The organism is Bifidobacterium leontopitheci (assembly GCF_009193355.1).
Classification (GTDB): domain Bacteria; phylum Actinomycetota; class Actinomycetes; order Actinomycetales; family Bifidobacteriaceae; genus Bifidobacterium; species Bifidobacterium leontopitheci.
This window is the reverse complement of sequence record NZ_WBVT01000034.1, coordinates 1-23,651: the sequence shown is the minus strand read 5'-3', so window position 1 is coordinate 23,651 and position 23,651 is coordinate 1. Positions and strand designations below refer to the sequence as shown.

Below are 23,651 nucleotides of genomic sequence, written 5' to 3'. Positions count from 1 at the left end.
GGGCCAAGGACTCCGATTCGAGAACGGTCCCGTTCTGGACGACCGGCAGACAGACAGCACCCGCCAACAGACAGCATCAACCAACACGTAGTAACCAACACAGCAAGGAGCAAGACATGGCAGACAAGAACACCGCCAAGCAGGCCGAGGCCACCACGCCCGCGTCCAGCCTGACCGACAAGGAGCGCGAGGCCATCGCGCAGATGCCGTACGAGGAGGCGCGCGACAAGCTCATCCAGGCCGTGCAGGCGCTGGAGGCCGGCGGCCTGAACCTCGACCAGTCGATGCGCCAGTGGGAGATCGGCGAGGCGCTGGCCAAGCGGGCGCAAAGCCTGCTCAACGACGTGCGCGCCAAGCTCGACGCCGCCCAGGCCGAGCAGGCGACCAGCGCCGACACCGCCGGCACCCAGTCCAACCTGAACTGAGCCATCTCTCTCACGGCGAGCCGGCCGTATAGCAGACAACGGAATCCCTGCTATGCGGCCGCCCCTCGGCGGAGTTAAGAACCAAAACTGACAACGGAATCCCTGCTATGCGACTGACACTCCTCGGCCCCCTCGGCGGAGGGGGCCGAGGGGCTGGTCGCATGGCGGAAATACCGCTGAGTGCTATTTGAGCCGGTCACAATGAAACCGGCACGACGAACGTGGGAGCGCTCCCCCAGTCTTCGCTACGCTCAGACAGCCCCTCCACCGAGGGGGCCAAGGGATGCCGGTCGCATAGCGGGAATACCGCTGAGTGCTATTTGAGCCGGTCACAATGAAACCGGCACGACGAACATGGGAGCACTCCCCCAGTCGGCTTCGCCGACAGCCCCCTCCACCGAGGGGGCCAAGGGATGCCGGTCGCATAGCGGGGTTACCGCTGTACGTCCATACATGGTTTGGCCCCTCGGTGGAGGGGCCAAACAGTATCGGTCATGGATATCGGCGTCAGATGCCGAAGGTGGTGCGCACGATCTTCTCGATCGTGTCGCCGCTGAGCTCCGCGGCATCGCACTTGGTCTGGTTGATGCGGCCGAACAGTTCGTCGGCCTGCTCGTATGTCATGCCACGTCCGGCTTCCTTGACCGCAGCCAGCACCTCATCGACCGTCTGCGCCTTGCCGAGCTCGTCCACCAATGTCTTCTCGTCCATGAGAAACCTCCTTGATGTGATTCCTGTATCTCCAGTTCTAGTCGCATCCGCCCGGTTTCGCACGAGAAACGCCGAGCGCCGTCGCGCGTTCGCCAAATCGCCAGTCACTGCACGACGATCGTGGCAAGCAGCGCCGCATGGTCGGAGCCGTCGATCGGCACGACCTGCATCTGCCCGGCGACGATACCCTGGTCGAGCACCACATGGTCGATGCCGGCGAACCGCGGCAGCGGCGGCTTATCGGTCGGCCATGTGAACGTGAACCCGTGGCCGGACTGTCGTGCCGCGTCCGTAAACCGCTCGCCGAGGAAGTCCCGGAACGGCGTGTGGTCGGTCGTCGCGTTGAAATCACCCATGAACACGTACCGCGACCCGGTACGCGAGCGCATGCGCGCCAGCTCGTCCAACGTCAGCCGCCACCGGCTCCAATATCCGGGCACGGGAGCAGTGGTGTGCACGGAGACGAACCGCAGCCGCGCCTCGCCGCCGCCGAACGTGACCGTGCCCGCCGGCATGAACGACGCGCTGGAGTTCACCTCATCATCGACCGGATCGGACAGCTTGGTGGCCGACCAGATGCCGTTGCCGGACACGCCGTCCGACGAGGAGACCTGCGAATACGGCAGATACCGGTGGATGCCGGCGTCCTCAAGCCGTTTGATGAACGCGTTCGTCGTCTCCTGGAGCGCCAGCACCTCAACCTTCTGGTCACGCACGACTTCGACGATCCGCTGCGCGTCCGCCCGCCCCTTGTACACGTTGAACGTCATGACGCGCGCGATCATGTCGCCGGTGTCCGGCCGCGACGACGACATCGCCTGGTACACGCTCGCCGGCAGCTTCACCGCGCCGCTGTAGAACGGCTGCTGCCACCAGCCCTGCACGCCAAGGCAGGCGAGCGCCGTGAGCATGGTGATCCAGCGGCGTGACAGGACGGCGAACACGAACGCCAGCAACGCGGGGATCATGAACCATGGGGTCGCCGCGACGAGGACCGGCACATACGGCAGCGACTGGAGTTCCTCGGGCAACGCGCGCAGGATGACGCCGAGCAGGGCAACCGCCGCGCAGGGTATGGCGATCCAGCCGAGCAGACGGTGGGAACGGCGGGCGTCCGGCTTGGCGGCGGACTGCGGCTTGCGTTGGGCTGGCTGACGGCCGCCGGACCGCGCTGTATTGGACCGCGCTGTATTGGACCGCGCTCCCCTGCCGGCGGTCGGCTTGCGACCGGACGCCGCGGCGGGTCGGCGGCCGGTGCGGCCCGGCTCGTTCGCCGTCGCGCGGGCCAACAGGGTCTCACGTGCGTCGGCTATGGCACGGTCGCGCGCCCGACGTGACGCCTGTGCCGCCGATGATTGCGTTCTCGCCATGTTCCCGCCTCGCTGTTTCGCTGATGATGCCGACGATCCGGCACGGCCTGTCGCCGCTTCCGGCTGCGTCGGCGTGGTGCCGACCGTCCATACGATAGCGTCGTCGGGGCGACGAGCATGCCTGTGCGTGCCGAATCCTTCCGTTCCCGACACGTTTTCCGGTGCTTTTCGACCTTCAGCGGCGCGCTTTTGGTCGAAAACGACCGCATATGCCCCATATTTCGTCCGTTTTCGACTCGGACATGGGCCATCCTTGTCGGAAACGACCGCGAATCGGCCTGTCAGCGTCCGTTTTCGACCAACTTGCCGGTCATGGTCGTCGGAAACGGCCGCCCCCGCTCCCCGGCCATCGGCACGACCGGATATCCGCCCGTCATGTATAATGTCATGCTGTTGCCCCGGTAGCTCAGGGGATAGAGCACCGCTCTCCTAAAGCGGGTGTCGTGCGTTCGAATCGCATCCGGGGCACCGCATCGCCGGAACCTCAGGTTCCGGCTTTTTCATACCCGCACCGGCGAGCCGGGGCCAAGCCGGCCTGCACCGGACCGTCCCGGCCCCGGCCACCCGAATCCGCCCGCGCCGTTCCCGCAAGGAGGCTCCATGGAACGTTCAGCCGTACGCGGCACATCCGCCGCACCGTCACTCCACCATCCGCTCATCGCCGTCGCCGGTCTGGCCATCGAGGCGAGCACGTTCTCGCCAGCTCGCACCGAAGCCGCCGCCTTCCATCCGCGCCGCGGCGACGAGGTGTTCGACGCCTACCCGTTCATGTCCCCCGGCTCGCCGCTGCGCGAGGCGGCCGACTGGCATGGCGCGCTGGTCGGGCGCGCGCTGCCGGGCGGCATCGTCACCCGGGACGCGTTCGAGTCGCTGACGGCCGAGATGCTGGAGCGCCTGCGCGGCATCATCGCAGATCACGGCCCGTTGGACGGCCTGTGGTTCGACATTCACGGCGCGATGACCGTCGAGGGGCTGGATGATGCGGAGACCGTGCTGCTGCGGCGCGTGCGCGAGGTCATCGGCCCGGACGTGCTCGTCTCGTCGTCGATGGACCTGCACGGCAATGTGTCGGCCGATTTCGTGCGGCTGACCGACCTGATCACCTGTTACCGCATGGCCCCGCATGAGGACGAGCTGGAGACCAAAGAGCGTGCGACGCGCAATCTCGTGCAACGGCTGCGCGACCATGCCGGCCGTCCGTTCAAGGCGTGGGTTCCGGTGCCGGTGCTGTTGCCCGGCGAGAAGACGTCGACGCGCGTGGAGCCTGCGAAGTCGATCTACCGGCACGTGGGCGAGGTGGCCGAGCGGCCGGGCGTGCTGGACGCGGCCGTGTGGGTCGGCTATGCGTGGGCTGACGAACCGCGCAATCAGGCGGCCGTGGTGGTGACCGGCGACGACCGTGACGCGGTCTCCGCCGGCGCCGAGGAGCTGGCGGCCATGTTCTGGGCGGCGCGTGACGAGTTCGCGTTCGTCGCGCCGACCGGCACGTTGGACGAGTGTCTGGACGCGGCGTTGCGCAGTGACGTCCGACCGTACTTCATCAGTGATTCCGGCGACAATCCGACCGCCGGCGGCGCCGGGGACGTGACGTGGACGCTGCAGCGGCTGCTGGACGACCCGCGGGTGACGGGCTTGGGCCAGGGTGCGGCCGAATCGCCGCGCACGGTGATCTACGCCTCGCTGCCGGCCCCTGAGGCGGTGCGCACGGCGGTCGAGGCGGGGGTCGGCGCGACGGTGACCGTGACAGGCGGCGCCGCGGTGGACGACCTGCATGCCGGACCGGTGACGATGACCGGCGTCGTGCATGCGATCCGGTATGGCGACCGTGATGCGAAGACTGAAGTCGTGCTACGCGTGGGCGGCCTGCATGTGATCCTCACCGAGCTGCGCAAGCCGTATCATCATGAGCATGATTTCACCGACCTGGATCTTGACCCGCGCCATGCGGATATCGTCATCGTGAAGATCGGCTATCTGGAGCCGGAACTGTTCGACATGGCCGCCGACTGGATGATGGCGCTCACGCCCGGAGGCGTCGACCAGGATCTGATCCGGCTGGGTCATCATCGCATCCAACGGCCGATGGTGCCGTATGATCCGGGCGACTTTACGCCGGACCTGCATGCGCGGATGATCGACCGAATGTTCTAGCGGGTGACGCTCCCCCAGTCTTCGCTACGCTCAGCCAGCCCCCTCCACCGAGGGGGCCGAGGAGCGGGCCGATCACCTGCGGCTGACAGCGTCCTGCAATTGCACGGCTCGGCCCTCCACCGTGGGAGCCAAGGTGCGGGCCAGTCAGCCTCGTTTGTCACAGCGGGTAGGTACCCGCTGTGACAAACGACAGGAGGACGCGACTGGCAAACGACTAGCGAACGACTAGCGAACGACTAGCGAACGACTAGCGAACGGCGGCTAGGGCGGTGACGCGGTCTAGGAAGCGTTGCTTGAAGCGCAGGACGTCGACGCGTACTGCCACCTGCGTGGTCTTGTGCGGGTCGACCAGCCGGCCGCCGGCACGGTCGCCGATGGTCCGGCCGCGCCACGGCCCGTCGAGGTCGACGCGCAGGTTCACGCCCAACGTGCCGATGAGCGTCGGGTCGAGCACGGCGGCCACGGCGAGCGGGTCGTGCAGGCAGCATCCCGCATGTTCCGGCTGCGTGTGCGCGTAGGAGTCGATGTAGAAGTCGGTCATGCCGGCGAGGAAGTCGCCCGCCGCGGTCCCCGCCTGCCGCCAAGGCAGAATCTCGTCACGTCTGAGCACCGCCTGATGGGTGACGTCCAGCCCGATCATCGTCGTCTCGACGCCGCTGCGCACCAGATAGTCCGCGGCCTCCGGATCCTGGGCGATGTTCGCCTCCGCGCCCGGCGTCACGTTGCCGGGCACGGTGAGCGCGCCGCCCATGAACGTGATCGAGCCGACGAGCCGGCTGATGCCCGGCTCGCGGCGGCACACTTCGGCGATGGTGGTCATGGCGCCGGTCGGCACGATGAGCAGGTCGCGGCCGTACGTCTCCGCCGCGTCGATGATGAAGTCGACTGCCGGCGTCGTCTCGGCGGCGCGCGGCGAGTCGGGAATCGCCATGTCGCCGATGCCGTTGTCGCCGTGGATGCGCCGCGCGCCCGGTCCCGGCTCGTACGGCAGCGGTTCGGCCGCCGTCCGCGGCCGGTCGATGCCGGGGTACACGGGGATGTCGTCGCGGCCGAACAGCGCGGTGACGGCGAGCGCGTTGCGCACTCCGGTGGCGACGGACACGTTGCCGTAGGTGCCGGTGATGCCGATGAGCTCCACGTCGCCGGCCTGCTCGCTGCCGATCGCGTAGGCGATGGCGAGCGCGTCGTCGATGCCGGTGTCGAGATCGAGGATGAGCTTGCGCGTCATGATCCGCTCCTTGTCACACGAACAGGCTCATGTCGCTGGTCTCACCGGAGCCAAGGAACGTGGAGACGCCGCCGAGCTCCACGCCGTCGATGAGCTCCTCCTTATGGATGCCCATGATGTCCATCGACATCTGGCAGGCGACGAGCCGCACGCCATGGTCGGTGGCCTGCTTCATCAGCGATTCGAGCGATTCCACGTTCTTCGATTTCATGATCCCGCGAATCATCTTCGCGCCGATGCCGCCCATGTTCATGCGGCTGAGGCCCAGCTTCCGCGTGCCGCGCGGCATCATCATGCCGAACATGCGCTCGATGAGCGACTTGCGCACGCGCACATGCTTCGGCTTGCGCAGGATGTTGAGCCCCCAGAACGTGAAGAACACGGTGACCTTGCGGCCCATGGCGGCGGCGCCGTTGGCCATGATGAACACGGCGATGGTCTTGTCGAGGTCGCCGCTGAACACGACGAACGTCTTGTCGTGGCGGATGTCGCCGCCTTCCGGATTGTAGCCGACGGCCGCCTGCGGACCGGCCTGTGCGGCGCCGCCCTGCTGCGACGGGCAGGCCGCGGCCGGCGAGCCCGGCTTGGGCATGTCGACGGTCTTGTCGATGGTGACGTGGATGACGCCGGCGTCGTCGCGGTTCAGTTCGACGAGCCGGTTGCCGGTGCGCTCGCACCACACGGCGATGTCGGAGAGGAACGCGTCCTCGGTGGCGTCGGCGGTCAGCCGGGTGCCGATGGGCAGCGGGCGCAGCGTATCGGCAATCTTGACGATCGGGCCGGGGCATTTGAGTCCCTTGGCGTCCACGTGGACGGTCGTGGCGGGGGCCGCGGCCGTATCATCGCCGCCTGCCGCACTGCCATCCCCGTCGCCGTCGTCGGTTGCGCCGTGCAGGCTCAGCTGCCGTGCGGCGACGGGGATCGACGCGACCGCCGCCGCGCTGCCGGACGCCGCACCAGCGGACGTCGCCGGCGCGGTCGCTCCCGGCTCGCTCTCCCCCGCCTGCTTGAGATAGTCGCGGTACGCTTGGAAGCCGCCGTCCAGGTTCGTGGCGTCGTATCCGCGGTCGGCGAGGATCTCGGTGACCTGCTCGCTCCAGTCGCCGACGCGGCAGAACACGACGACCGGCTTGCCGTGCGGCACTTGGCTGAGTCGTTTGCCGATCTGGCTGAACGGGATGTTGATCGCCCCGTCGATGCCGTGCACAATCACCTCGTCCGGCTCGCGCAGGTCGAGCAGCGTCACCGTGGACTTGTCGAGCGCGGCGAAGTCGGCCGGCGAGATGCGCTTGATGTCCTCGTCGCCGTCGTCCCCGCCGAGCGGAATGCCGACGCCCATATTGCTGTTGCCGCTGTTGCCGGTTGCGTTCTGTCCAGTCACGTTCTTCTCCCCTTGTCTGTATAAGCCTGTCCTGCCGAGCCATGGCCGAGACCGTCATGCACCGTCATGCCGACGCGGGCGGCCGTCACCGCATGGTCGTATCCGGTTTCGAGCCTAACGCGACGGCCCGATTGCCTCGCCGCCGCGTTATAGCGAAAACCGATGGCCGGCTATCACCAGCCGCACCCCAGCGGACCGCCGGCCGCGTCCGCCAGCTCGCACGCTGCGTCTCACACCTCGCATGCCGGCTGAATGTAGTTATCCGCCTCGAGCGTGGTGATGGTCGGATGGTCGCCGCACACCGGGCAGTCCGGCTCGCGTTCGGGCAGCGGCACCGCGCGGAACCGCATGGCGAGCGCGTCGAACGTGAGCAGCCGTGCGGTGAGCGGCTCGCCGAGGCCGAGGATCATCTTGACGACCTCGACCGCCTGCAGGCTGCCGATCGTGCCGACGACCGCGCCGAGCACGCCCGCCTCCTTGCAGCTGGGCACTTCGCCGGCCGCCGGCATGTCGCGGAAGATGCAGCGGTAGCAGGGACCTTGGCCGGGAATGTAGGTCATGAGCTGGCCTTCGAACCGCAGTGCGCCGCCGTACACGTATGGTTTGCCGGCGAGCACGCACGCGTCGTTGATGAGGAATTTCGTCGCGAAGTTGTCGGCCGCGTCGACGATCACGTCATAGTCGGCGATCAGCTCGGCGATGTTGTCGGCCTCGACGCGCATGTGGTAGGGCCGCACGGTCACATCCGGGTTGAGCGCGGTGACGGTCGCCGCCGCCGACTCGACCTTCGGCGTGCCGACGTCGCCGGTGCCGTGCATGATCTGCCGCTGCAGGTTCGACAGGTCGACCACGTCGTCGTCGACGATGCCGATCGTGCCGACGCCGGCCGCCGCCAGATACATGGCGGCCGGCGAGCCGAGACCGCCCGCGCCGATGATCAGCACTTTGGCGGCGAGCAGCCGCTTCTGGCCGCGCACGCCGATCTCCTTGAGTATGAGGTGCCTGGAATACCTCTCCAGCTGTTCGTCGGTGAATGCCATGCCGCTCCCCTTGCCGTCCCTGTGTGTGTCTCACATGATGAAGGCCGGACTGGACGAAACCGGCCGCGTGAGGCTGCCCGTCCGCTCTCGGCGAATGCCGGGGTTCCCACGAGGCGGACGGGAGCGGACGACGGTCAGTTGCGGCGGCTAGCATGGGTGGAAATTCGATTCCGCGGGCGGTTGCGCGCCGGCGGAAGTCAGGAGGCCGATGATGACTGTATCGCAGCAAACCGCATCGCAGCTTGCCGTCGCCCGCTGCGGCACCGTTTCCGCGTTGACGTTGGGATTGCCGGCGAAATGCGCGATCCCCGCGCAGAAGGGCGCGCTGCCCAAGGGACTGTTCGTGGCGAAGGCGCCGGTTTCGGCCAAGCTCAAGCAACGGCTGGCCAACGATATCGTTTCGATTACGATGCTGGCGTTGCTACGGCCGGCGAACACGGGCGCCGAGCCGGGCAGCGGAAAAGTGCCGGAGGTGCTGGTGCTTGGGCTGCGGCTGGCGGCCGGAGTGCACGATGTACCGGTCGAGGTGGTCGACCTGATCGCCGGGCAGCGAAAGTCGGGCATCGTGTTCGTCTGCGTGCGCGACGGCGAGTTCGAGGGGACGACGCGCGAGGAGTGCGCGTTCGCGGTACGGCGCAATGTGCCGGTGCGTGCGGGGCACATACCGGTGACGAAGGTGTTCGCCGGCGCGTGGAAGCCGGCCGGCGAGGCGACGCTGGAGGTGCCGGCGGACGCGGGTGCCGTGGGGGTCACGATGGACGGGCTGTGGGATGGCCTGTGTGCGCAGGCTATCCTGGATTCCGCCGATGGGCGGGATCTGGACGCGCGTATCGCGCGGCGCGACCAGATCGCGACGCTCAAGGCCGCGGAGGCGAAGCTGGCGCGCGACCATCAGCGGGCGAAGAGCCCCGGTCAGCGCAATGAGATCTACGCGAAGCTGCACAAGGTGCGCACCCAGCTCGCCGGTTTCGAGGCGTAGGGGTCGGCGCCGGGCGACGGGCGTCGGTTGCAGGACGCCGACCACCCCCACCCGCTGGGCGGGAGCCCCCGCCAGCGGGGGCAGGGGTTTATTGTGCTCCCGCCGCCACGGCCTGCAACCCCGCCAGCGGAGCGAGATTTTGATGTGCTCCCGCTGGCGGGAGCTGGCGAGCGGAGCGAGACTGAGGGTGGTCGCCCGCCATCAGCGTGACGCTCCCCCAGTCAGCTACGCTGACAGCCCCCTCCACCGAGGGGGCCAAGGAACCCATCCGCCAAGATTGACATGCAACGTACCATGGGAGACCACCCCCACCCGCTGGGCGGGAGCCCCGCCAGCGGGGGCCAAGGAACACGCCACCCGCCGAGGTCGGCGCGTAGGTCTCAGAAGCCGAGGCTGGTGCGGCCGAACTGGTCGAGCCAGCGCAGGATCGCGCCTTCGCGCAGCGCCCACGGGCAGATCTCCACTTCGGTCACGTTGAGCGCCTTCATGATTTCGTCAGCCACGATGCCGCCGCCCACGATCTGCAGCGTACGCTCGGGCGTGATGCCCGGCAGCGCCACACGCTGATCCGGTTCGATGGCGGCGAGGCGCGGAATCCAATCCTCCAACTGCTCGCGGGTCATAATCCACGTGTCCTCACGGCCGGACTGACGCAGCACCGCACCCGCAAGACGCGCCAGCGAACGGAACGTCTTCGACGTGCCGACCGCGTGCGCCGGATGCTTCGACGTGGGGAACGAGTCTACGATCGGCTCGATGATCTTGCGCACCTTCTTATGAGCCAGCTCGAGCTCGTCGGCGGAGGCCGTGCCCTCAGGCAGGAACTCGCGGGTGACGCGGCCCGCGCCGGCAGGCACGCTGAGCGCCACGGTCGGTTCCTCGTCCGAGCCCATGGCGACTTCCAGCGAGCCGCCGCCGATGTCGAGCATGAGCAGTCTGCCGGCGTCCCAGCCGTACCAGCGGCGTGCGGCGAGGAAGGTGAGGCGCGCCTCGTCCGTGCCGGACAGCACGGTGACGCTCTGGCCGATGCGCTCCTCGATCTTGCGCAGGATCTTGCCGCCGTTCGGCGCGTCCCTGATGGCGGACGTCGCGAGCGCGAGCAGCTGCGTGATGTCGTACTCCTCGGCGAGCTTCATGCACTGGTCGACGGCCACCAGCACCGCTTCGATGCCGGACTTCTTGATGGAGCCGTCCTCCTTGAGGTATTGCATGAGCCGCACCGTCGACTTCGTGCTGGCCTCAGGATCGGGGCGGGCGCCGGGGGCGGCGTCGACGATGAGCATGTGGATCGTGTTGGAGCCAATATCGAGCACGCCCAGCCTTGTGACGCGCGAATGCAAATTCACCATAGTCGTCTATCGTATCACCGGCGTCACCGCAGCGAGGCGACGAATCCGCCCAGCCGTCGCAGTCCTTCGGCGAGCGCCTCACGTGAGGCCGCGTACGAGAGCCGCACGTGCGTGTCAGCCGTGGCAGGGCCGAAGTCGCGGCCGGGGGTGAGCGCCACGTGCGCCTCCTCGAGCGCACGCTCGCAGAACGTCCACGCGTCGAGTCCGGTGCCGGCAACGCTGAAGTACGCGTAGAACGCGCCGTTCGGCTCGACTTCCAGCGGCAGGCCGATGCGTTTGAGCCCGTCGATCACGATGCGTCGGCGTGCGAGCAGCTCCTGGCGACGCTGTTCGCATACGTCGAGCGACTCGTCGGTGAAGCAGGCGAGCGCCGCATGCTGGGTGGGCGTGTGGGCGCACAGGTAGTAGTTGGTCGCCAGGTCGTCGACCGCGTAGATCGTGTATTCGGGTACGACCGCCCAGCCGAGCCGCCAGCCGGTCATGCCGAAGAATTTGGAGAAGCTGTTGCAGATGATCGCGTCGGGGTCGGCGAGCAGCGCGGTCTTCACTTCGCTGCCGTCCGGTTCGCGGTCGGCGAGGTCGAGGTAGGTTTCGTCGATGATGCGCCATGCGCCGTGCTCGCGCGCATAGTCGCACACGCCGCGCAGCACGTCGAAGTCGATGGTGGTGCCGGTCGGGTTGGACGGCGAGGTGACCATGACCGCCTTGGTGCGGACGCTCCATGCGCCGGCGACGAGCTCGCGGTTGAGGTGAAAGCGTGTGGCGGCGCTGGTGGGCACGTCCACGACCTTGCCTTCGAACGAACGGATCAGTTCGCGGTTGCACGGGTAGGAGGGGTCGGCGACGATCACCTCGTCGCCGGGGTCGACGGTGAGCGCGGTGGCGAGCAGCAGCGCGGCCGAACCGCCGGCGGTGATGACGATGCGGTGGGGGTCGATGTCGACCTGGTGGCGTTCGCGGTAGAAGTCGGCGATGGCGCGGCGCAGTTCGGGCAGGCCGAGCGCGGCAGTGTAGGGCAGGGCGCGGCCGTCGTACTGTTCGCGCATCGCGTCGCGTACGGCGGGCGGGGCGCCGAAGTCCGGCTCGCCGAGGCTGAGTTTGATGACGCTGATGCCGCCAGCGATCATCTCGTCGGCGCGTTCGCCGAACACCATGGCGCGGAACGGCTGGATCTCCAGCGCGCGCCGCGACATGCGCGGTTGTGGTGACGTCGTGGTGGGTGACGTCACATCGTCGTTCGTCACACCAGTCTCGTTCGCCGTAATCTGATCGTCGCCGCTCATCGTCGTCCGCCTTTCCGTCATCTTGCCGTCACGCGCGGCGGCATACGGCCGCCGTCATGTCGGATTCTACACGGATTGCGCGGGCAGGGGACGATATGGTTCCCCTGGCGTGCAGACCACCCCCAGTCTCGCTCCGCTCGCCAGCCCCCGCCAGCGGGGGCACAGCCATACGGGTATCCGGGCGACTCCGCCACACGCCGGCGCCGCTCGCCAGCCCCCGCCAGCGGGGGCACATCCATCCCGCCCCCCGCTGGCGGGGGCTGTCAGCGTAGCTGACTGGGGGTGGTCAGGCCGTGCCGCGATCCTTCGCGCAGCTCAGCGGCGGTAGCGGCGGCGGTGCTGCATGATGTGCTTGCCGCCGATGCCGGCCTTGCCATTCGGGCCCCACGGGCCGCGGGCGACCTGCTGCAGGTGGTGCAGCTGATGCTTCATGGCGAGCAGCATGATGTGCGTGTCCTCGAGGCCGAGGTGGCGTTCCGCGTCGTCCTCGCGCAGCGCACCCTGACGTTTCGCGTAGGCGTCGAGCGTGTTGTCGCCGTCGGGATGGTCTTCGCTGGGGATCGACCCCTCATCCCACACGCGGCTCATTGGCAGCGTGTCGATGATGCGCACGTGGCCGTTGCGGTAGGCCTCCGCGTAGCCGGCGACGTTGAGCATGAAGAAGCTGTGCTCGAACGTGGCCATGTGCGCCACGAACGGCTGTGCGGTCAGGCGCCTGAGCAGGTCGGCCTGCGCGGTCACGTCCTCGTCGAACATGGGGAACCGCTCCCCCACGCGCTGCTTGATGTCGATGCCGGTCAGCTGGATGATGAACGGGTTGCCGTGGCGCGCCGCCTCCGGGGTGACGCCGAACGCGAAGCGATGCTGGTCGTAGGCGTCGCCTGCGTCGTAGTACGCCTTGTCGTAGTGGTAGTCGTTCGGCTGGTCGGCGGGACGCGGCGAGCGCATGTTCATCGATTCGAAGCCGACGTCGATGATGTACGCGCGGTACGGTTCGGTGCCGTTGGTCTCCAAGTCGATGCCCATGACGTTGTCCACGTCGCGGCCGGGCAGGAAGTCCTCGCGCCAGTATTCCTTGGGTCGGGCGGCGATGCGCGCGGCGGTGCGTTCGGCGGCCGCGTGACGCGACTTCTCGAACCGGGCCTCCGGCACGGCGGTCTCCTCGCGGTTCACCTCCTCGATCTTCGGCACGGCGGGGTTGTCGTCGTTGATGACCGGCTGCGCTTCGATCAGATAGTCGCTGCTGCCGGCGTCGGAGCTGGAGTCTGCGGGCGCGGACTCGTCCGGACCGGATTCCACGGAGCCGTAGCGCACTTCGTCGGCCTCGAACAGCGCATGCTCGCGCGCGTGGCGTTCCGCTTCGCGTTTCTCGCGTTCGGCCTTGCGGCGTTCGGCGCGGGCGTTGACGTAGTCCGCGGTGCGGTCCTGGATGTCGTCCACGACCACGCCGTCCTTCGCGGCCGTGAGCACGGGCACGGTGACGCGCTGGCGGTCCTCGTCGGTGATCGTCCACAGGCCTTCGGCGACGCCGCGGTCGCGCAGCAGGGCGATCTGGTCGTTGAGCCGGCGGGTCGCGTAGGCGAGCGCGCGCGGCAGCTCGTAGGTCGTGATCTTGCGGTCGAAGTCGCGCATGAACGTCATGCTCATCTTTGCGATGATCGCCTCCACGCGGTCGCGGATCTCCAGGTCGCGCTTGAGCAGGTCGTGCAGGTCGGAGCCGGCGCCGGGCTCGTAGTCGGCCGGCTGGGCGACGCCGATGCCGTGTTCGAGGTCGAGCGTGCGCACCCAGTCCCAGTCGATGTCGCGGTCGTCGGCGTCCTTGAGCATGATGTACGCCCACTGGCCGATGCTGTCCTTCGCGCGCGTCACCCACGTGTGGTCGATGACGTGGTCCGCGGTGCTGTCGGTGCCGGCGGTGCCGTCCGACTTCGCGGGCGCCGGCTCGGCGGGCGCGGCGTCGGTTTTCGTGACGTCGGTTTTCACAACGTCGGCGTCGGTGTCGTTGCTGATATTGTCGGTCATGTTGTTGTCGCCGGTCACGGTACCGGCATACTCGATATTCGTTGTTTCTTCCGTCATTTCCATACCATCATTCGCGGCGATACGCGCCGCATCCTCTGTTCCGGCCGTCTTGTCATGCGGCCGTCGTCTCATCCATTGCATACGCGGCGCACCGGCTTGCCGCCTGCCGCGTTCCCGCGTGCGCCGGTCTCATCAGAGGCTCACGGCATCTGCAGGATGTGCATCGAACGATTCACGGCACCCATCGTAGTGCGTTCCTGCCGATACGTCACACCCTACCGGGCGTTTCGGCGAAGAATTCCCCTACCGTTCACCGTGTGCGGTCTCGCCGTCGCCGCCCGCCGCACTGCGTCACGCTGCCCGCCCGAACACAGTGACACACCCGCGAAAACCTTTGCAAACACTGGGATTTTGATCGCACGTCACGCTGCAAGGGCGAGCAGAGTGACGCAATCAGCTCCCGTCGCCGACGATCTCGTCGTAGAGACGTTCCAGCCGCGCCTGCCGCACCGATTTCGCGAGTTCGCACTCCCAGACGACGATGACATGCCAACCGGACGCCTCGAGTTCGGCGTGCTGTCGCTGGTCGCGGTCATGGTTGCGCAGCAGCTTCGCCGTCCAGAACTCGACGTTCGACTTGGGGATGCTGTATTTCGGACAGCCTTCGTGCATGTGCCAGAAACAGCCGTTGACGAAGACGATTGTGCGCCACTTCGGCAGCACGACGTCCGGATGGCCGGGGTACCGCCGGTCGTTCTTGCGGAAGCGAAGTCCACGGGAGAACAGGTAGCGGCGCACGAGGCACTCAATCGACGTGTCGCGGCCGCGGATGCGGGACATCGTATAGCTGCGCGTGCCGCGCGCGTATTTCGACGCGGTCTTCGCGGCCGCGCCCTTCCCGGCGGTGGCTTTCCCCGCCGAGCCGCCACGTTTCGCCGCCCTGTCCGCCGACGTCCGCTTCCTGGTTTCGTTCACACGCACACCTTACACCGCGGCCCACGCGATCGCGGCCGGCAGCGGCGATAGACTGGCAGTGTCATGGACGACGATCCACACGACGATCCACATGACGATCCACGTCAAGGAAAGGACCTTCATCATGAGCAGACTGAACGGAGCGCGGGCAACGGCCGAGCGCACCGGCGCACGCGTCAACGTGGCGATTCTCGGCGCCGGCCGCATCGCCCGGCACATGGCGGATACGCTGAACCTCATGGCGGCGGATCCCCGGTATGCGCGGCTGGTCGCCCCGTACGCGGTCGCGGCGCGCGACAAAGAACGCGCGGCGGCGTTCGCGGCCGAATATCATATTCCGGTCTCCTACGGCTCGTATGCCGAGCTGCTCGCCGATCCGGACGTCGACCTGGTGTACATCGCCACCCCGCACAGCCTGCATGCCAAGCAGGCCATCGCCTGCATGAGGGCCGGCAAGAACGTGCTGGTCGAGAAGTCGTTCACCGCGAACGCCGCGCAGGCCGAGCCGGTGCTGGCCGTCGCGCGGGAGACGGGGATGCTGTGCGCGGAGGCGATCTGGACGCGCTACATGCCGTCGCGCGCGATCATCGACGAGCTGGTGGCCGGCGGCGAGATCGGCGAGGTGCGGTCGATCAGCGCGAACCTGTGCTATCCGGTGTCCGGCAAGGCGCGCATGACCGATCCGGCGCTGGCGGGCGGCGCGCTGCTTGACGTGGGCGTGTATCCGCTGAACTTCATCGACATGGTGATGGGCGGGCACGGTGAGACGGCGGTCTCGCGCATCGTCACGTCGATGACGCCCTACGAACCGACCGGCGTGGACGCACAGAACTCCACGACCCTGTATTACGCCGACGGCACGATGGCGGTCTCCACGTCGTCGATGATGGTCGCCTCGGACCGCGACGGCGCGGTCTGGGGCACGGACGGCTATCTGCTGTGCCGCAACATCAACAACGTGGAGGGCGTCGACGTGTACGGCGCCGACCATGCGCTGCGCCGGCACGTGGAGGTGCCCGCGCAGCTGACCGGCTACGAGTATGAGGTGGCCGCGGCGGCGAACGCGATCCTCGACGGCCGCATCGAATGCGCCGAGATGCCGCACGCGGACACGCTGCGCATCATGCGGCTCATGGACCGCCTGCGAGGCGAGTGGGGGCTGCGCTACCCGTTCGAGTGAGGCTGAGTCCTCTTTCTGTGTCACAGCGGGTAGCTACCCGCTGTGACACAGAGAGGAAATTCCAGTGATTCCAAGGAGTGCGCCTGTCGTGTCACAGCGGGTAGGTGCACGCTGTGACACGACAAGAACCGGGACACGACAAGAACCGGGACACGACAAGAACCGGGACACGACAAGAACCGGGACACGACAAGAGCCAGGACACGGCAGACATCGGGAGCGGCGGCTGCCGGCCTGCGCGTTACAGTTCGAAGCCGAGCTCCTCGGCGGCGGCGGTCGGCACCGGGTCATCGCACCAGAAGTCCTCGAGGTTCTCGTTCGTGGTGAGCGAGCGGATCTCAGCCTGGTCGATGTACAGCTCGCCGCTCAGATGGTCGGTCTCATGCTGGAAGATGCGCGCCGGCCAGCCGTGCAGCCGCTCCTTGTGATGGTTGCCGTCCTCGTCGTCCCATTCGGCCTCGATGTCGAGCCAGCGGCGGCGCACCGCCTGATAGCCGTCGAAGCTGAGGCAACCCTCGAAGAAGCTGGCGGTCTTGTCGCCCACCGGCGTGTACTTCGGGTTGATGATCGCGTGGAACGGGAATTCAGCGACCTCACGCGGATCGTCCTCGTCGTCGCGCACATGGTCCTCGACGACGGCGAGCGCCAGGCCGAGGCCGATCTGCGGCCCGGCGAGACCCACGCCGGGCGCCTCGAGCATGGTCGTGCGCATGGTGTCGATGAGCTTCTTGAGCGTGGTGCGGCTCAGCTGGCCGGCATACTGCACGGTCTGCTCGCGTAGTACGGGCTCGCCCGCCTGCACGATGGGCAGGATCCGCTCCTTGCCGCCGGTCTTGATGAGCTGCTCGACCTCACGGTTGAGCTCGAGGTCGACTTTTGCGTTCTTGAACATATCGTGATTCCTTTGCTGCTCCCGCTGCAGGGAGCCATGATGCACTGCAGTGATGTAGAAGGCCGGAATTGCATCTGGACCGTCGTGACGCTCCCCCAGTCAGCTTCGCTGACAGCCCCCTCCACCGAGGGGGCCGAGACCGGACATGCCACCACGCCGGATCGCTGTTAGAGCGCGAGCTCTTCGGCGACGACCTTGGCGAGGCGGTCGCAGACTTCGTCGGCCTGCTGCTGCGTGGCGGCCTCGGCCATCACGCGCACCAGCGGCTCGGTGCCGGAGGGGCGCAGCAGCACGCGGCCGGTGTCGCCGAGCAGCTTCTCCTCCTTCTCGACGGCGGCCTGCACCTTGGCGTTCGTGGTGGCGGCCATCTTGTCGACGTTCGGCACGTTGACGAGCGTCTGCGGCAGCTGCGGGAAGTCGGCGGCCAGCTGCTTGAGGCTGCGGCCGGACTTGACGACCTCGTTGCACAGGGTGAGCGCGGTGAGCGTGCCGTCGCCGGTGGTGGCGAACTCGCGGTTGATGACGTGGCCGGACTGTTCGCCGCCCAGCGTGTAGCCGCCGCGCAGCATCTCCTCGAGCACGTAGCGGTCGCCGACCGCGGTCTGCACGGTCTTGATGCCCATGTCCCTCAGGGCGAGCTTGAGGCCCAGGTTGCTCATGACCGTGACGACGAGCGTGTTGTCGGCCAGCTTGCCGGCCTCCTTCTTGGCGCGCGCGAGGATGCCCATGATCTGGTCGCCGTTGACCATGTTGCCGTCCTCGTCCACGGCGAGGCAGCGGTCGGCGTCGCCGTCGAACGCGACGCCCATGACCGCGTCCGTCGCCTTGACCATGGCCTGCAGCTGCTCGGGGTGCGTGGAGCCGGCGTTCTTGTTGATGTTGTAGCCGTCCGGCGACGCGTTGATGACGAGCACTTCGGCGCCGGCGCGGCGCAGCGCCTCGGGGGCCACGACGGACGTGGCGCCGTTCGCGCAGTCGGCCACGATCTTCAAGCCGCGCAGCGGCTTGGGCTGCGTCTTGTCAGGGTTGAGCGGGGCGATGGTGGAGACCAGATGGTCGATGTACAGGTTGGTGGCGGTCACCGTGTCATGGCTGACACGGCCGACGCCGGCGCCGGTCGGACGGTCCCAGTCCTGGCCGAGCACCGCCTCGATCTTGTCCTCGGTGCTGTCGGGCAGCTTGAAGCCGCCGCGCTGGAAGAACTTGATGCCGTTGTCGGGCATGGGGTTGTGCGAGGCGGAGATCACCACGCCCATCTCCACGTTGAGCACGGAGGTGAGGAACGCGATGCCCGGCGTGGGGATGATGCCCGCGTCGATCACGTCGAAGCCGCCGGCCGACATGCCAGCCGACAGGGCGCTCGCCAGAAAGTCGCCGGAGACGCGCGTGTCGCGTCCGACCAGCGCGCGGCGACGGCCTTCGGGGCCGCCGTTGCCGTGCGCTCCGTCGCCCAGCACGCGCACCGCCGCATCGCCCAGGTCGAGCGCGAGCCGCGCGCTCAGCTCGCGGTTCGCCAGTCCGCGCACACCATCAGTTCCAAACAGTCTCGGCATAGTTCACGATTCCTTTGCCTCATGCGGCCGCGGCCGCATCCACTATGGTCCGAGCACCATGGTAATCGGCTTGCGTGATTTTGGCATGTGCGGCGTCTGCGGCGCAAGACCGGCGCAGGTGACCGAAACAAGGAACCATATCTTCCCCCGCCGCGAAGGTGTGAGAGAATACCGTGTAGAGAAAACGCGACATGATCGGCGCAATTGTGCACGGTCGTGCGGGGAGCGCCCGTCAGGGCGGATTGGTGAGCTAAGGATAGGGGTCGACCATGGCAGTGCCGCATCGTTCCAAACCCTCCCGGGTGCCGAAGGCGCCACGGGTTCCCGGCAGGCCGGGTGCGTCCGGCGCGCTCGGGAAGCCTCCCGTGCCCTCGCCCGGCGCGTCCGCACCAGGCGGCCCGGCACCGGCGGGCAACGGCCCGGCGAACGCCCGCGTCCCCGGCAATCCGGCGGCGCCCGGCAGGGTCGTGCAGGCCGCGCCGGCACCGGCCGCCGCAGCTTCCCCCACCGCAGCGCCGCCCAGCGCCGCGCAACTGCAGCAGGTGCGCGAGGCCTTCTACGGGCCGGACTCCCCCGAATCCGGCGCAGGCAGGTCCACCGGCAAAGGCCCGCGCGTCACCGTCACCGTCTCGTACGGGAAGCGCACCGCCAAGCTCAGCCTTCCCGCCTCGCTTCCCGTCGCCGAGCTGATCCCCGACATCGCCAAACGGCTCGGCGTGCTCGATCCGACGCTCGTCTACGGCGGCTATCTGCTGCTGCGCGAGGACGAGACCGCCATCAGCAGCCCCGGCACGCTCGGCGAGCAGGCGATCCGCGACGGCGACCGGCTCACGCTGCAGGTCAACGCGCTGGACGATCAGGATCGCGTCTACGACGATGTCGTCGAAGCGGTGGCGGACTCGGTTTCACGCGCCCACCGGCCATGGACCAGCGCGAACACGACGCTGACCTCGCTGACGGTCAGCTGCTCGCTGCTCGGCGTCGGCGCACTGAGCCTGGCACTCGCCCCGGCTTCGGTCGTCAATGCGGTGATCTGCGGTCTGGTGGCGGTCGCGCTGCTGGCCATCGGGGCGGTGCTGTCCAGCCGCCGGCTTGACACGGAGGCGCTGTCGCTCACGTTGGTCGCCGCCCTGTTCGCCGGCGTGTGCGGTTATCATCTTACGGCCGCGCTGTTGCGTCAGCCCGGCTTCTACGGTCTGCCTGCGCTGGGTGCCGGCGCGGGGCTGCTGGTCGCCGCAGGGTGCGGTGCGCTGTCGTTGGCGCGGCGACGGCTGCATATGGTGATTCCGGCGACGATAGGAGCGGTGCTGCTGGTGGTGAGCACGGTCGGCGTGATCGTGCCGTCGTGGACGGCCCGCGCTTGGGTGATCGCCATCGCGGCGATCGGCCTCGCCGCGAATGGTCTGCCGTGGCTGGCGTTGTCGACGTCGCGGCTGTCCGTGGACAGTCCGACGAGCGAATCGGAGATCTTCGCGCTGCCCAAGACGATCGACATCCATCAGGTGCGCCGGCAGTATCAGACCGGATCCACGCTGCTGTTCGATCTTCGCGCCGCGGCGGGCGCCCTGATCGTGTTCGGCGTGCCGATCACGGTGTCGGTCGCGAGTCCTGCCGGCATCGCGCTGGTGCTGGTGCTGTTCGCCGCGATGCTGTTCGACGCGCGACGCATCTATGCGCAGTCGCAGATGCTGGTGACCGTCGTGTTCGCGGGGCTCGGCATCTGCGTGGGGTGCGCCGCCTGCACCGTGTTCCACCCGGCGTGGACCTCGTTCATCATCACGTTGTTCTCGCTTGGCGCGTTGCTGTGCGTCATCGACACGCAGGTCATCCGCCGCAGCACCATCGCCATGACGCGGCTGGCGGACACGACGAACGTGATCTGCATCATGGCCACGCTGCCGCTCGCCTATCTGGCGTTGGGACTGTGAGCAAGGCGTAAGGGGGCTGGACGATGGCGAACAAGAAAGACCTTCAGGAAGCGCAGAACTACTCGCGTGCCAGGCTCATCACCGCGTTCACGTCCGGCATGCCGGACGGCAAGGAGCTCACGCCCAGGAAGGGGCTGATGCCGGTGGCGGTGAGCATCGGTCTGACTGCGGTCATGGTGCTGATCAGCGTCTTCTACGGGATCATCAGCCCCGGGCTGCCGTCAGATTGGGGTAACAACAAGCTGATTGTCGGCAAGGACACGGCCTCCCGGTTCGTCAGCGTCGACGGCGTGCTGCATCCGGTCATCAACACGACGAGCGCGCGTCTGCTCATCCCCGCGTCCGAATACCGGGTGATCACCGTGGACGACAAGGAGCTGGAAGGCATTCCCGTCGGTTCGAGCGTCGGCATCGTCGGCGCCCCGGACATTCTGCCGAACCGGTCCAGGCTGGCGTCCCGCCATATGGTCAGCTGCCTCGCGGACGACCAAGGCGCCACGGCCAGCGTCGTCACGGACGACCCGTCCGCATGGCGCAAAGCCGGCGACGCGCAGGCGACGCTGGTCAACGTGGACGGCACGGGCTATCTGATCATCGACGGCACCCGTCACCGTCTGCCGAAGGACCCGTCGACCCGTGACGCGGTGCTGCGCATCCTCGGCGTCGGCCAGCTCGCCCTCGACCGCGCGCCGAAGGCTTCGGTCCAATGGCTTGACCTGTTCGCCGGCGGCTCGGACCTCGGCACCATGTCGATTCCCGGTGCCGGCGACGACATCGAGGTGGACGGGCGCACCTATGTGGTCGGCACGCTGATTGCCGACCCGTCGAACGACTCGACGATGTATGTGGTGCTCAAGGACGGCACGCTGGCGCCGTTGAGCGGGCTTGCGCTCGACATGTACCAGCTGAACGACGAAGGGGCGCAGCCGCCGGTGACGATGACGCCGCAGGAGCAGCAGCAGGCGGGGTTCCGCAACGCGTCGGCATCCGTGGTGCCCGACGACTGGCCGACGCGCAAGCTCACCGCGCTTTCCGCGCCGCGCGGCGGCATGTGCGTGGCGCTGGACACGGCCGTGGAGAACGGCGAGGCCGGCAAGGACGACCCGTCAGCCGGTATTCATCTGGTCACGTTCGCCGATCCGGCGACCGCGCCGAAACCGTCGGATTCCGGCGTGAGCGTGCAGAACGCCAGCGGGGCGCTGCTGCGCGCGGTGCCGACGCCGGGCGCCACGAGCGGCACGCTGTATGTGGTCGACGGCACCGGCGTGGCCTACCCGGTGCCGGACGATGACACGGAGACGCTGAAACGGCTGGGATTCCAGACGGGTGACGTCACTGAGATACCACGCGCCTGGATCAACGTGTTCCGGACAGGAGTCTCGCTGAGCAGCAAGGACGCCAGCCTGCAGATCTCGGCACAGAACGACGCCGTGCGCAACGATGACGAGCAGACCGGCGATAAACAGACCGGAGCCGAGCAGACCGGAGGCGACGCGCGGCACGGCAACGGCTCCGGACGCAGCACGGCACCCGGCGGCGAAGGCGAAGGTTCCGATGCTGCACGGGATTCCGGTGACGGTGGAAGCGCAGGCGATTAGGATGGCATCATCACATCTCTCCATGCGGCGACGCATCGCCGCCGCGCTGTGCTCAACGGCGTTCACGCTCTCCCTGTGCGCACTGTCCTTGGGCTCTGCAGCGCTCCCCCATATCGGCCCGGACACGGCGAAGGCGGCCGACGGCAGTTGCGAGATCGGCAAGTCGAACTACATCACACAGACCCCATGGACTGAATCGGTGCTTGGCATGGATACCGTCCGCGATCTGGCCGACGGCGACGGCGTGATCGTGGCGGTCGTGGATTCGGGGGTGGACACGAACAATCCGCACTTGGCCGGCACCGCCGTCCTGCCTGGCGTCAACCTCGCCGGCGACGGCGCGGCCGACGGCCGTACGGACAATTACGGGCACGGCACCGTGGTCGCCGGCATCATCGCCGCGCGGCAGATCGACGGCTCGTCGCTCGTCGGCATCGCCCCGAAAGCCACCATCCTGCCGGTGCGCGTGTACAGCGCCATCAGCAACACGTCAAGCCATTCGCAGGGCGGTCCCAGCACGCAGACGCTGGCCGAAGGCATTCGCTACGCCGCCGACCATAACGCGCAGATCATCAACGTCTCGCAAAGCACGGTCAACGATTCCGGCACCTTGCAGGCCGCCGTGACATACGCGCAATCCAAAGGCAGCCTCGTCGTGGCGAGCGCCGGCAACCGCAACACGTCGTCGGACACGCGCGACGGGCTGCGCTATCCTGCCGCATGGCCGGACGTGCTCGGCGTGGGCGCGGCGGATACGTCGTTCCACACGTCAGCCGATTCGATCGAGGGGCCGCAGGTCGATATCCTGGCCCCCGGCATGGCGGTGACGTCGACCATTCCCAAGGGTGTGGACTGCGTGTTCTCCACGGATGCCGCCGCCACCAGCTATGCGACCGCATACGCGAGCGGAGTGGCCGCATTGGTCGCGCAACGGCATCCCGACGAGAGCGCGTCGCAGTGGCTGCAGCGCATCGAGGCTTCCGGCAACCGTCCGGATCCGGACGCCAGGGACAATGCCCGCGGCTGGGGCATGATCAACCCGTACGGGGCGATCACGATGACGCTGGCGAACGGGATGCGTGGGCCTTCCAGCTCCTCGTATGAGGCGTACACGCCAGAGCAGACGCCGAGGCAGCATCTGCGCATCAGACAGGCGGGCGACGCAGACGCGGGCATCGTCACCCTGATGACGGTGCTCGGCGTGGCGGTGGCGATCATCGTCATTGTGCTCGTCACGGTCAAGATCACCGCCGACTCGCGCAAACGCGCCGAGGCCGAGGCCCGCGAACGCGAGAAGATACGCCCCACCCCCGCCGGCAAAGGCCGCCGTCACCGCTGACGCGCACCCACGCACATAGCTCCGAGCCCGGTCCGTCATTATTTCTCAACGGACCGTACTCGAAGCACCCCCTCTGAGTACGTTCGGTTGATTATTTCTCAACGAACCGTACTCGTAGCGTGGTAGTGCCCGATTTCTTGCGCACTTTGGTTCTCGCCCGTCCCTGTGACGATGATCAGTTCGCTTCGTGTACGTTCTCACCGAGTCGGGACATGTCGAGGTAGCGGCGCGTCGACCACTCGCTGGA

General features: G+C 67.7%; 18 protein-coding genes and 1 tRNA gene. 8 read left to right on the top strand and 11 right to left on the bottom strand.

Features of this window, described 5'->3' with window-relative positions; all coding sequences use genetic code 11:
• Positions 1-116: 116 nt before the first annotated feature.
• Positions 117-425: an exodeoxyribonuclease VII small subunit gene (locus tag F7D09_RS09165; protein ID WP_152235167.1), complete on the top strand. Its 309-nt coding sequence runs from the start codon at positions 117-119 to the stop codon at positions 423-425.
• 507 nt (positions 426-932) lie between these two features.
• Here F7D09_RS09165 and F7D09_RS09160 read toward each other — a convergent pair.
• Together F7D09_RS09160 and F7D09_RS09155 are read right to left on the bottom strand one after the other, a co-directional pair.
• A complete protein-coding gene (locus F7D09_RS09160) occupies positions 933-1,136 on the bottom strand; it encodes a hypothetical protein (protein WP_152235165.1) in 204 nt (67 codons plus the stop codon).
• A 104-nt stretch (positions 1,137-1,240) separates the two neighbouring features.
• Positions 1,241-2,218 (bottom strand): endonuclease/exonuclease/phosphatase family protein, encoded by a 978-nt coding sequence (locus tag F7D09_RS09155; RefSeq protein WP_226836188.1) that lies wholly within the window; start codon positions 2,216-2,218, stop codon positions 1,241-1,243.
• A 683-nt stretch (positions 2,219-2,901) separates the two neighbouring features.
• Between F7D09_RS09155 and F7D09_RS09150 the strand changes: the two genes are divergently transcribed.
• Both F7D09_RS09150 and F7D09_RS09145 read left to right on the top strand, forming a co-directional pair.
• Positions 2,902-2,974: transfer RNA gene (locus tag F7D09_RS09150), tRNA-Arg, on the top strand.
• 132 nt (positions 2,975-3,106) lie between these two features.
• Positions 3,107-4,657 (top strand): M81 family metallopeptidase, encoded by a 1,551-nt coding sequence (locus F7D09_RS09145; RefSeq protein ID WP_152235161.1) that lies wholly within the window; start codon positions 3,107-3,109, stop codon positions 4,655-4,657.
• A gap of 247 nt (positions 4,658-4,904) precedes the next feature.
• Here the strand turns inward: F7D09_RS09145 and F7D09_RS09140 are convergent, their stop codons facing one another.
• The 3 genes from F7D09_RS09140 to thiF form a co-directional block, all read right to left on the bottom strand.
• Entirely contained in the window at positions 4,905-5,885 is a 981-nt protein-coding gene (locus F7D09_RS09140) for a nucleoside hydrolase (RefSeq protein ID WP_152235160.1), read from the bottom strand.
• A gap of 13 nt (positions 5,886-5,898) precedes the next feature.
• Positions 5,899-7,224, bottom strand: a complete 1,326-nt coding sequence (locus tag F7D09_RS09135; RefSeq protein WP_152235176.1) for a DsrE/DsrF/DrsH-like family protein — start codon at positions 7,222-7,224, stop codon at positions 5,899-5,901.
• A gap of 272 nt (positions 7,225-7,496) precedes the next feature.
• Positions 7,497-8,306 carry a thiazole biosynthesis adenylyltransferase ThiF gene (gene thiF, locus F7D09_RS09130; protein ID WP_152235158.1) on the bottom strand — a complete coding sequence of 270 codons (810 nt, stop codon included), beginning with the start codon at positions 8,304-8,306 and terminating at the stop codon, positions 7,497-7,499.
• Positions 8,307-8,514: 208 nt separating this feature from the next.
• Here thiF and F7D09_RS09125 point away from each other — a divergent pair, with 208 nt between their 5' ends.
• Positions 8,515-9,285, top strand: a complete 771-nt coding sequence (locus F7D09_RS09125; protein ID WP_226836184.1) for a DUF4391 domain-containing protein — start codon at positions 8,515-8,517, stop codon at positions 9,283-9,285.
• Positions 9,286-9,665: 380 nt separating this feature from the next.
• On the opposite strand, the gene F7D09_RS09120 is transcribed toward F7D09_RS09125, so the two are convergent.
• The 4 genes from F7D09_RS09120 to F7D09_RS09105 form a co-directional block, all read right to left on the bottom strand.
• Positions 9,666-10,634, bottom strand: a complete 969-nt coding sequence (locus F7D09_RS09120; RefSeq protein ID WP_152235156.1) for a Ppx/GppA phosphatase family protein — start codon at positions 10,632-10,634, stop codon at positions 9,666-9,668.
• Positions 10,635-10,657: 23 nt separating this feature from the next.
• A complete protein-coding gene (locus F7D09_RS09115; RefSeq protein ID WP_152235172.1) occupies positions 10,658-11,827 on the bottom strand; it encodes an aminotransferase class I/II-fold pyridoxal phosphate-dependent enzyme in 1,170 nt (389 codons plus the stop codon).
• Positions 11,828-12,232: 405 nt separating this feature from the next.
• Complete coding sequence (locus F7D09_RS09110) at positions 12,233-13,996, bottom strand: DNA polymerase III subunit epsilon (RefSeq protein ID WP_152235154.1); 1,764 nt, start codon at positions 13,994-13,996, stop codon at positions 12,233-12,235.
• A gap of 396 nt (positions 13,997-14,392) precedes the next feature.
• Positions 14,393-14,914, bottom strand: a complete 522-nt coding sequence (locus tag F7D09_RS09105; RefSeq protein WP_193312424.1) for a very short patch repair endonuclease — start codon at positions 14,912-14,914, stop codon at positions 14,393-14,395.
• 124 nt (positions 14,915-15,038) lie between these two features.
• On the opposite strand from F7D09_RS09105, the gene F7D09_RS09100 reads away from it, so the two are divergent.
• Positions 15,039-16,094, top strand: coding sequence for a Gfo/Idh/MocA family protein (locus tag F7D09_RS09100; RefSeq protein WP_152235150.1), 1,056 nt, complete (start codon positions 15,039-15,041; stop codon positions 16,092-16,094).
• Positions 16,095-16,335: 241 nt separating this feature from the next.
• On the opposite strand, the gene F7D09_RS09095 is transcribed toward F7D09_RS09100, so the two are convergent.
• Together F7D09_RS09095 and glmM are read right to left on the bottom strand one after the other, a co-directional pair.
• Positions 16,336-16,986, bottom strand: coding sequence for a peptide deformylase (locus F7D09_RS09095; protein WP_152235148.1), 651 nt, complete (start codon positions 16,984-16,986; stop codon positions 16,336-16,338).
• Positions 16,987-17,153: 167 nt separating this feature from the next.
• Positions 17,154-18,539, bottom strand: coding sequence for a phosphoglucosamine mutase (gene glmM, locus F7D09_RS09090; protein ID WP_152235146.1), 1,386 nt, complete (start codon positions 18,537-18,539; stop codon positions 17,154-17,156).
• 269 nt (positions 18,540-18,808) lie between these two features.
• Between glmM and eccD the strand changes: the two genes are divergently transcribed.
• The 3 genes from eccD to F7D09_RS09075 are packed head-to-tail and all read left to right on the top strand — an operon-like array spanning position 18,809 to position 23,404.
• Positions 18,809-20,467 carry a type VII secretion integral membrane protein EccD gene (eccD, locus tag F7D09_RS09085; protein WP_152235145.1) on the top strand — a complete coding sequence of 553 codons (1,659 nt, stop codon included), beginning with the start codon at positions 18,809-18,811 and terminating at the stop codon, positions 20,465-20,467.
• 23 nt (positions 20,468-20,490) lie between these two features.
• The gene (eccB, locus tag F7D09_RS09080; protein WP_152235144.1) at positions 20,491-22,065 is read left to right on the top strand and encodes a type VII secretion protein EccB; all 1,575 of its coding nucleotides are present in this window, start codon (positions 20,491-20,493) and stop codon (positions 22,063-22,065) included.
• A gap of 1 nt (position 22,066) precedes the next feature.
• Entirely contained in the window at positions 22,067-23,404 is a 1,338-nt protein-coding gene (locus tag F7D09_RS09075; RefSeq protein WP_193312423.1) for a S8 family serine peptidase, read from the top strand.
• The last annotated feature ends 247 nt before the right edge of the window (positions 23,405-23,651 follow it).

Bases quoted from the DNA above. Each gene is read 5' to 3' on its own strand.
- F7D09_RS09165 (WP_152235167.1), top strand. From the start codon at position 117: ATGGCAGACAAGAACACCGCCAAGCAGGCCGAGGCCACCACGCCCGCG.
- F7D09_RS09160 (WP_152235165.1), bottom strand. From the start codon at position 1,136: ATGGACGAGAAGACATTGGTGGACGAGCTCGGCAAGGCGCAGACGGTC.
- F7D09_RS09145 (WP_152235161.1), top strand. From the start codon at position 3,107: ATGGAACGTTCAGCCGTACGCGGCACATCCGCCGCACCGTCACTCCAC.
- F7D09_RS09140 (WP_152235160.1), bottom strand. From the start codon at position 5,885: ATGACGCGCAAGCTCATCCTCGATCTCGACACCGGCATCGACGACGCG.
- F7D09_RS09135 (WP_152235176.1), bottom strand. From the start codon at position 7,224: ATGGGCGTCGGCATTCCGCTCGGCGGGGACGACGGCGACGAGGACATC.
- thiF (WP_152235158.1), bottom strand. From the start codon at position 8,306: ATGGCATTCACCGACGAACAGCTGGAGAGGTATTCCAGGCACCTCATA.
- F7D09_RS09125 (WP_226836184.1), top strand. From the start codon at position 8,515: ATGATGACTGTATCGCAGCAAACCGCATCGCAGCTTGCCGTCGCCCGC.
- F7D09_RS09120 (WP_152235156.1), bottom strand. From the start codon at position 10,634: ATGGTGAATTTGCATTCGCGCGTCACAAGGCTGGGCGTGCTCGATATT.
- F7D09_RS09115 (WP_152235172.1), bottom strand. From the start codon at position 11,827: ATGTCGCGGCGCGCGCTGGAGATCCAGCCGTTCCGCGCCATGGTGTTC.
- F7D09_RS09110 (WP_152235154.1), bottom strand. From the start codon at position 13,996: ATGACGGAAGAAACAACGAATATCGAGTATGCCGGTACCGTGACCGGC.
- F7D09_RS09100 (WP_152235150.1), top strand. From the start codon at position 15,039: ATGAGCAGACTGAACGGAGCGCGGGCAACGGCCGAGCGCACCGGCGCA.
- F7D09_RS09095 (WP_152235148.1), bottom strand. From the start codon at position 16,986: ATGTTCAAGAACGCAAAAGTCGACCTCGAGCTCAACCGTGAGGTCGAG.
- glmM (WP_152235146.1), bottom strand. From the start codon at position 18,539: ATGCCGAGACTGTTTGGAACTGATGGTGTGCGCGGACTGGCGAACCGC.
- eccD (WP_152235145.1), top strand. From the start codon at position 18,809: ATGGCAGTGCCGCATCGTTCCAAACCCTCCCGGGTGCCGAAGGCGCCA.
- eccB (WP_152235144.1), top strand. From the start codon at position 20,491: ATGGCGAACAAGAAAGACCTTCAGGAAGCGCAGAACTACTCGCGTGCC.
- F7D09_RS09075 (WP_193312423.1), top strand. From the start codon at position 22,067: ATGGCATCATCACATCTCTCCATGCGGCGACGCATCGCCGCCGCGCTG.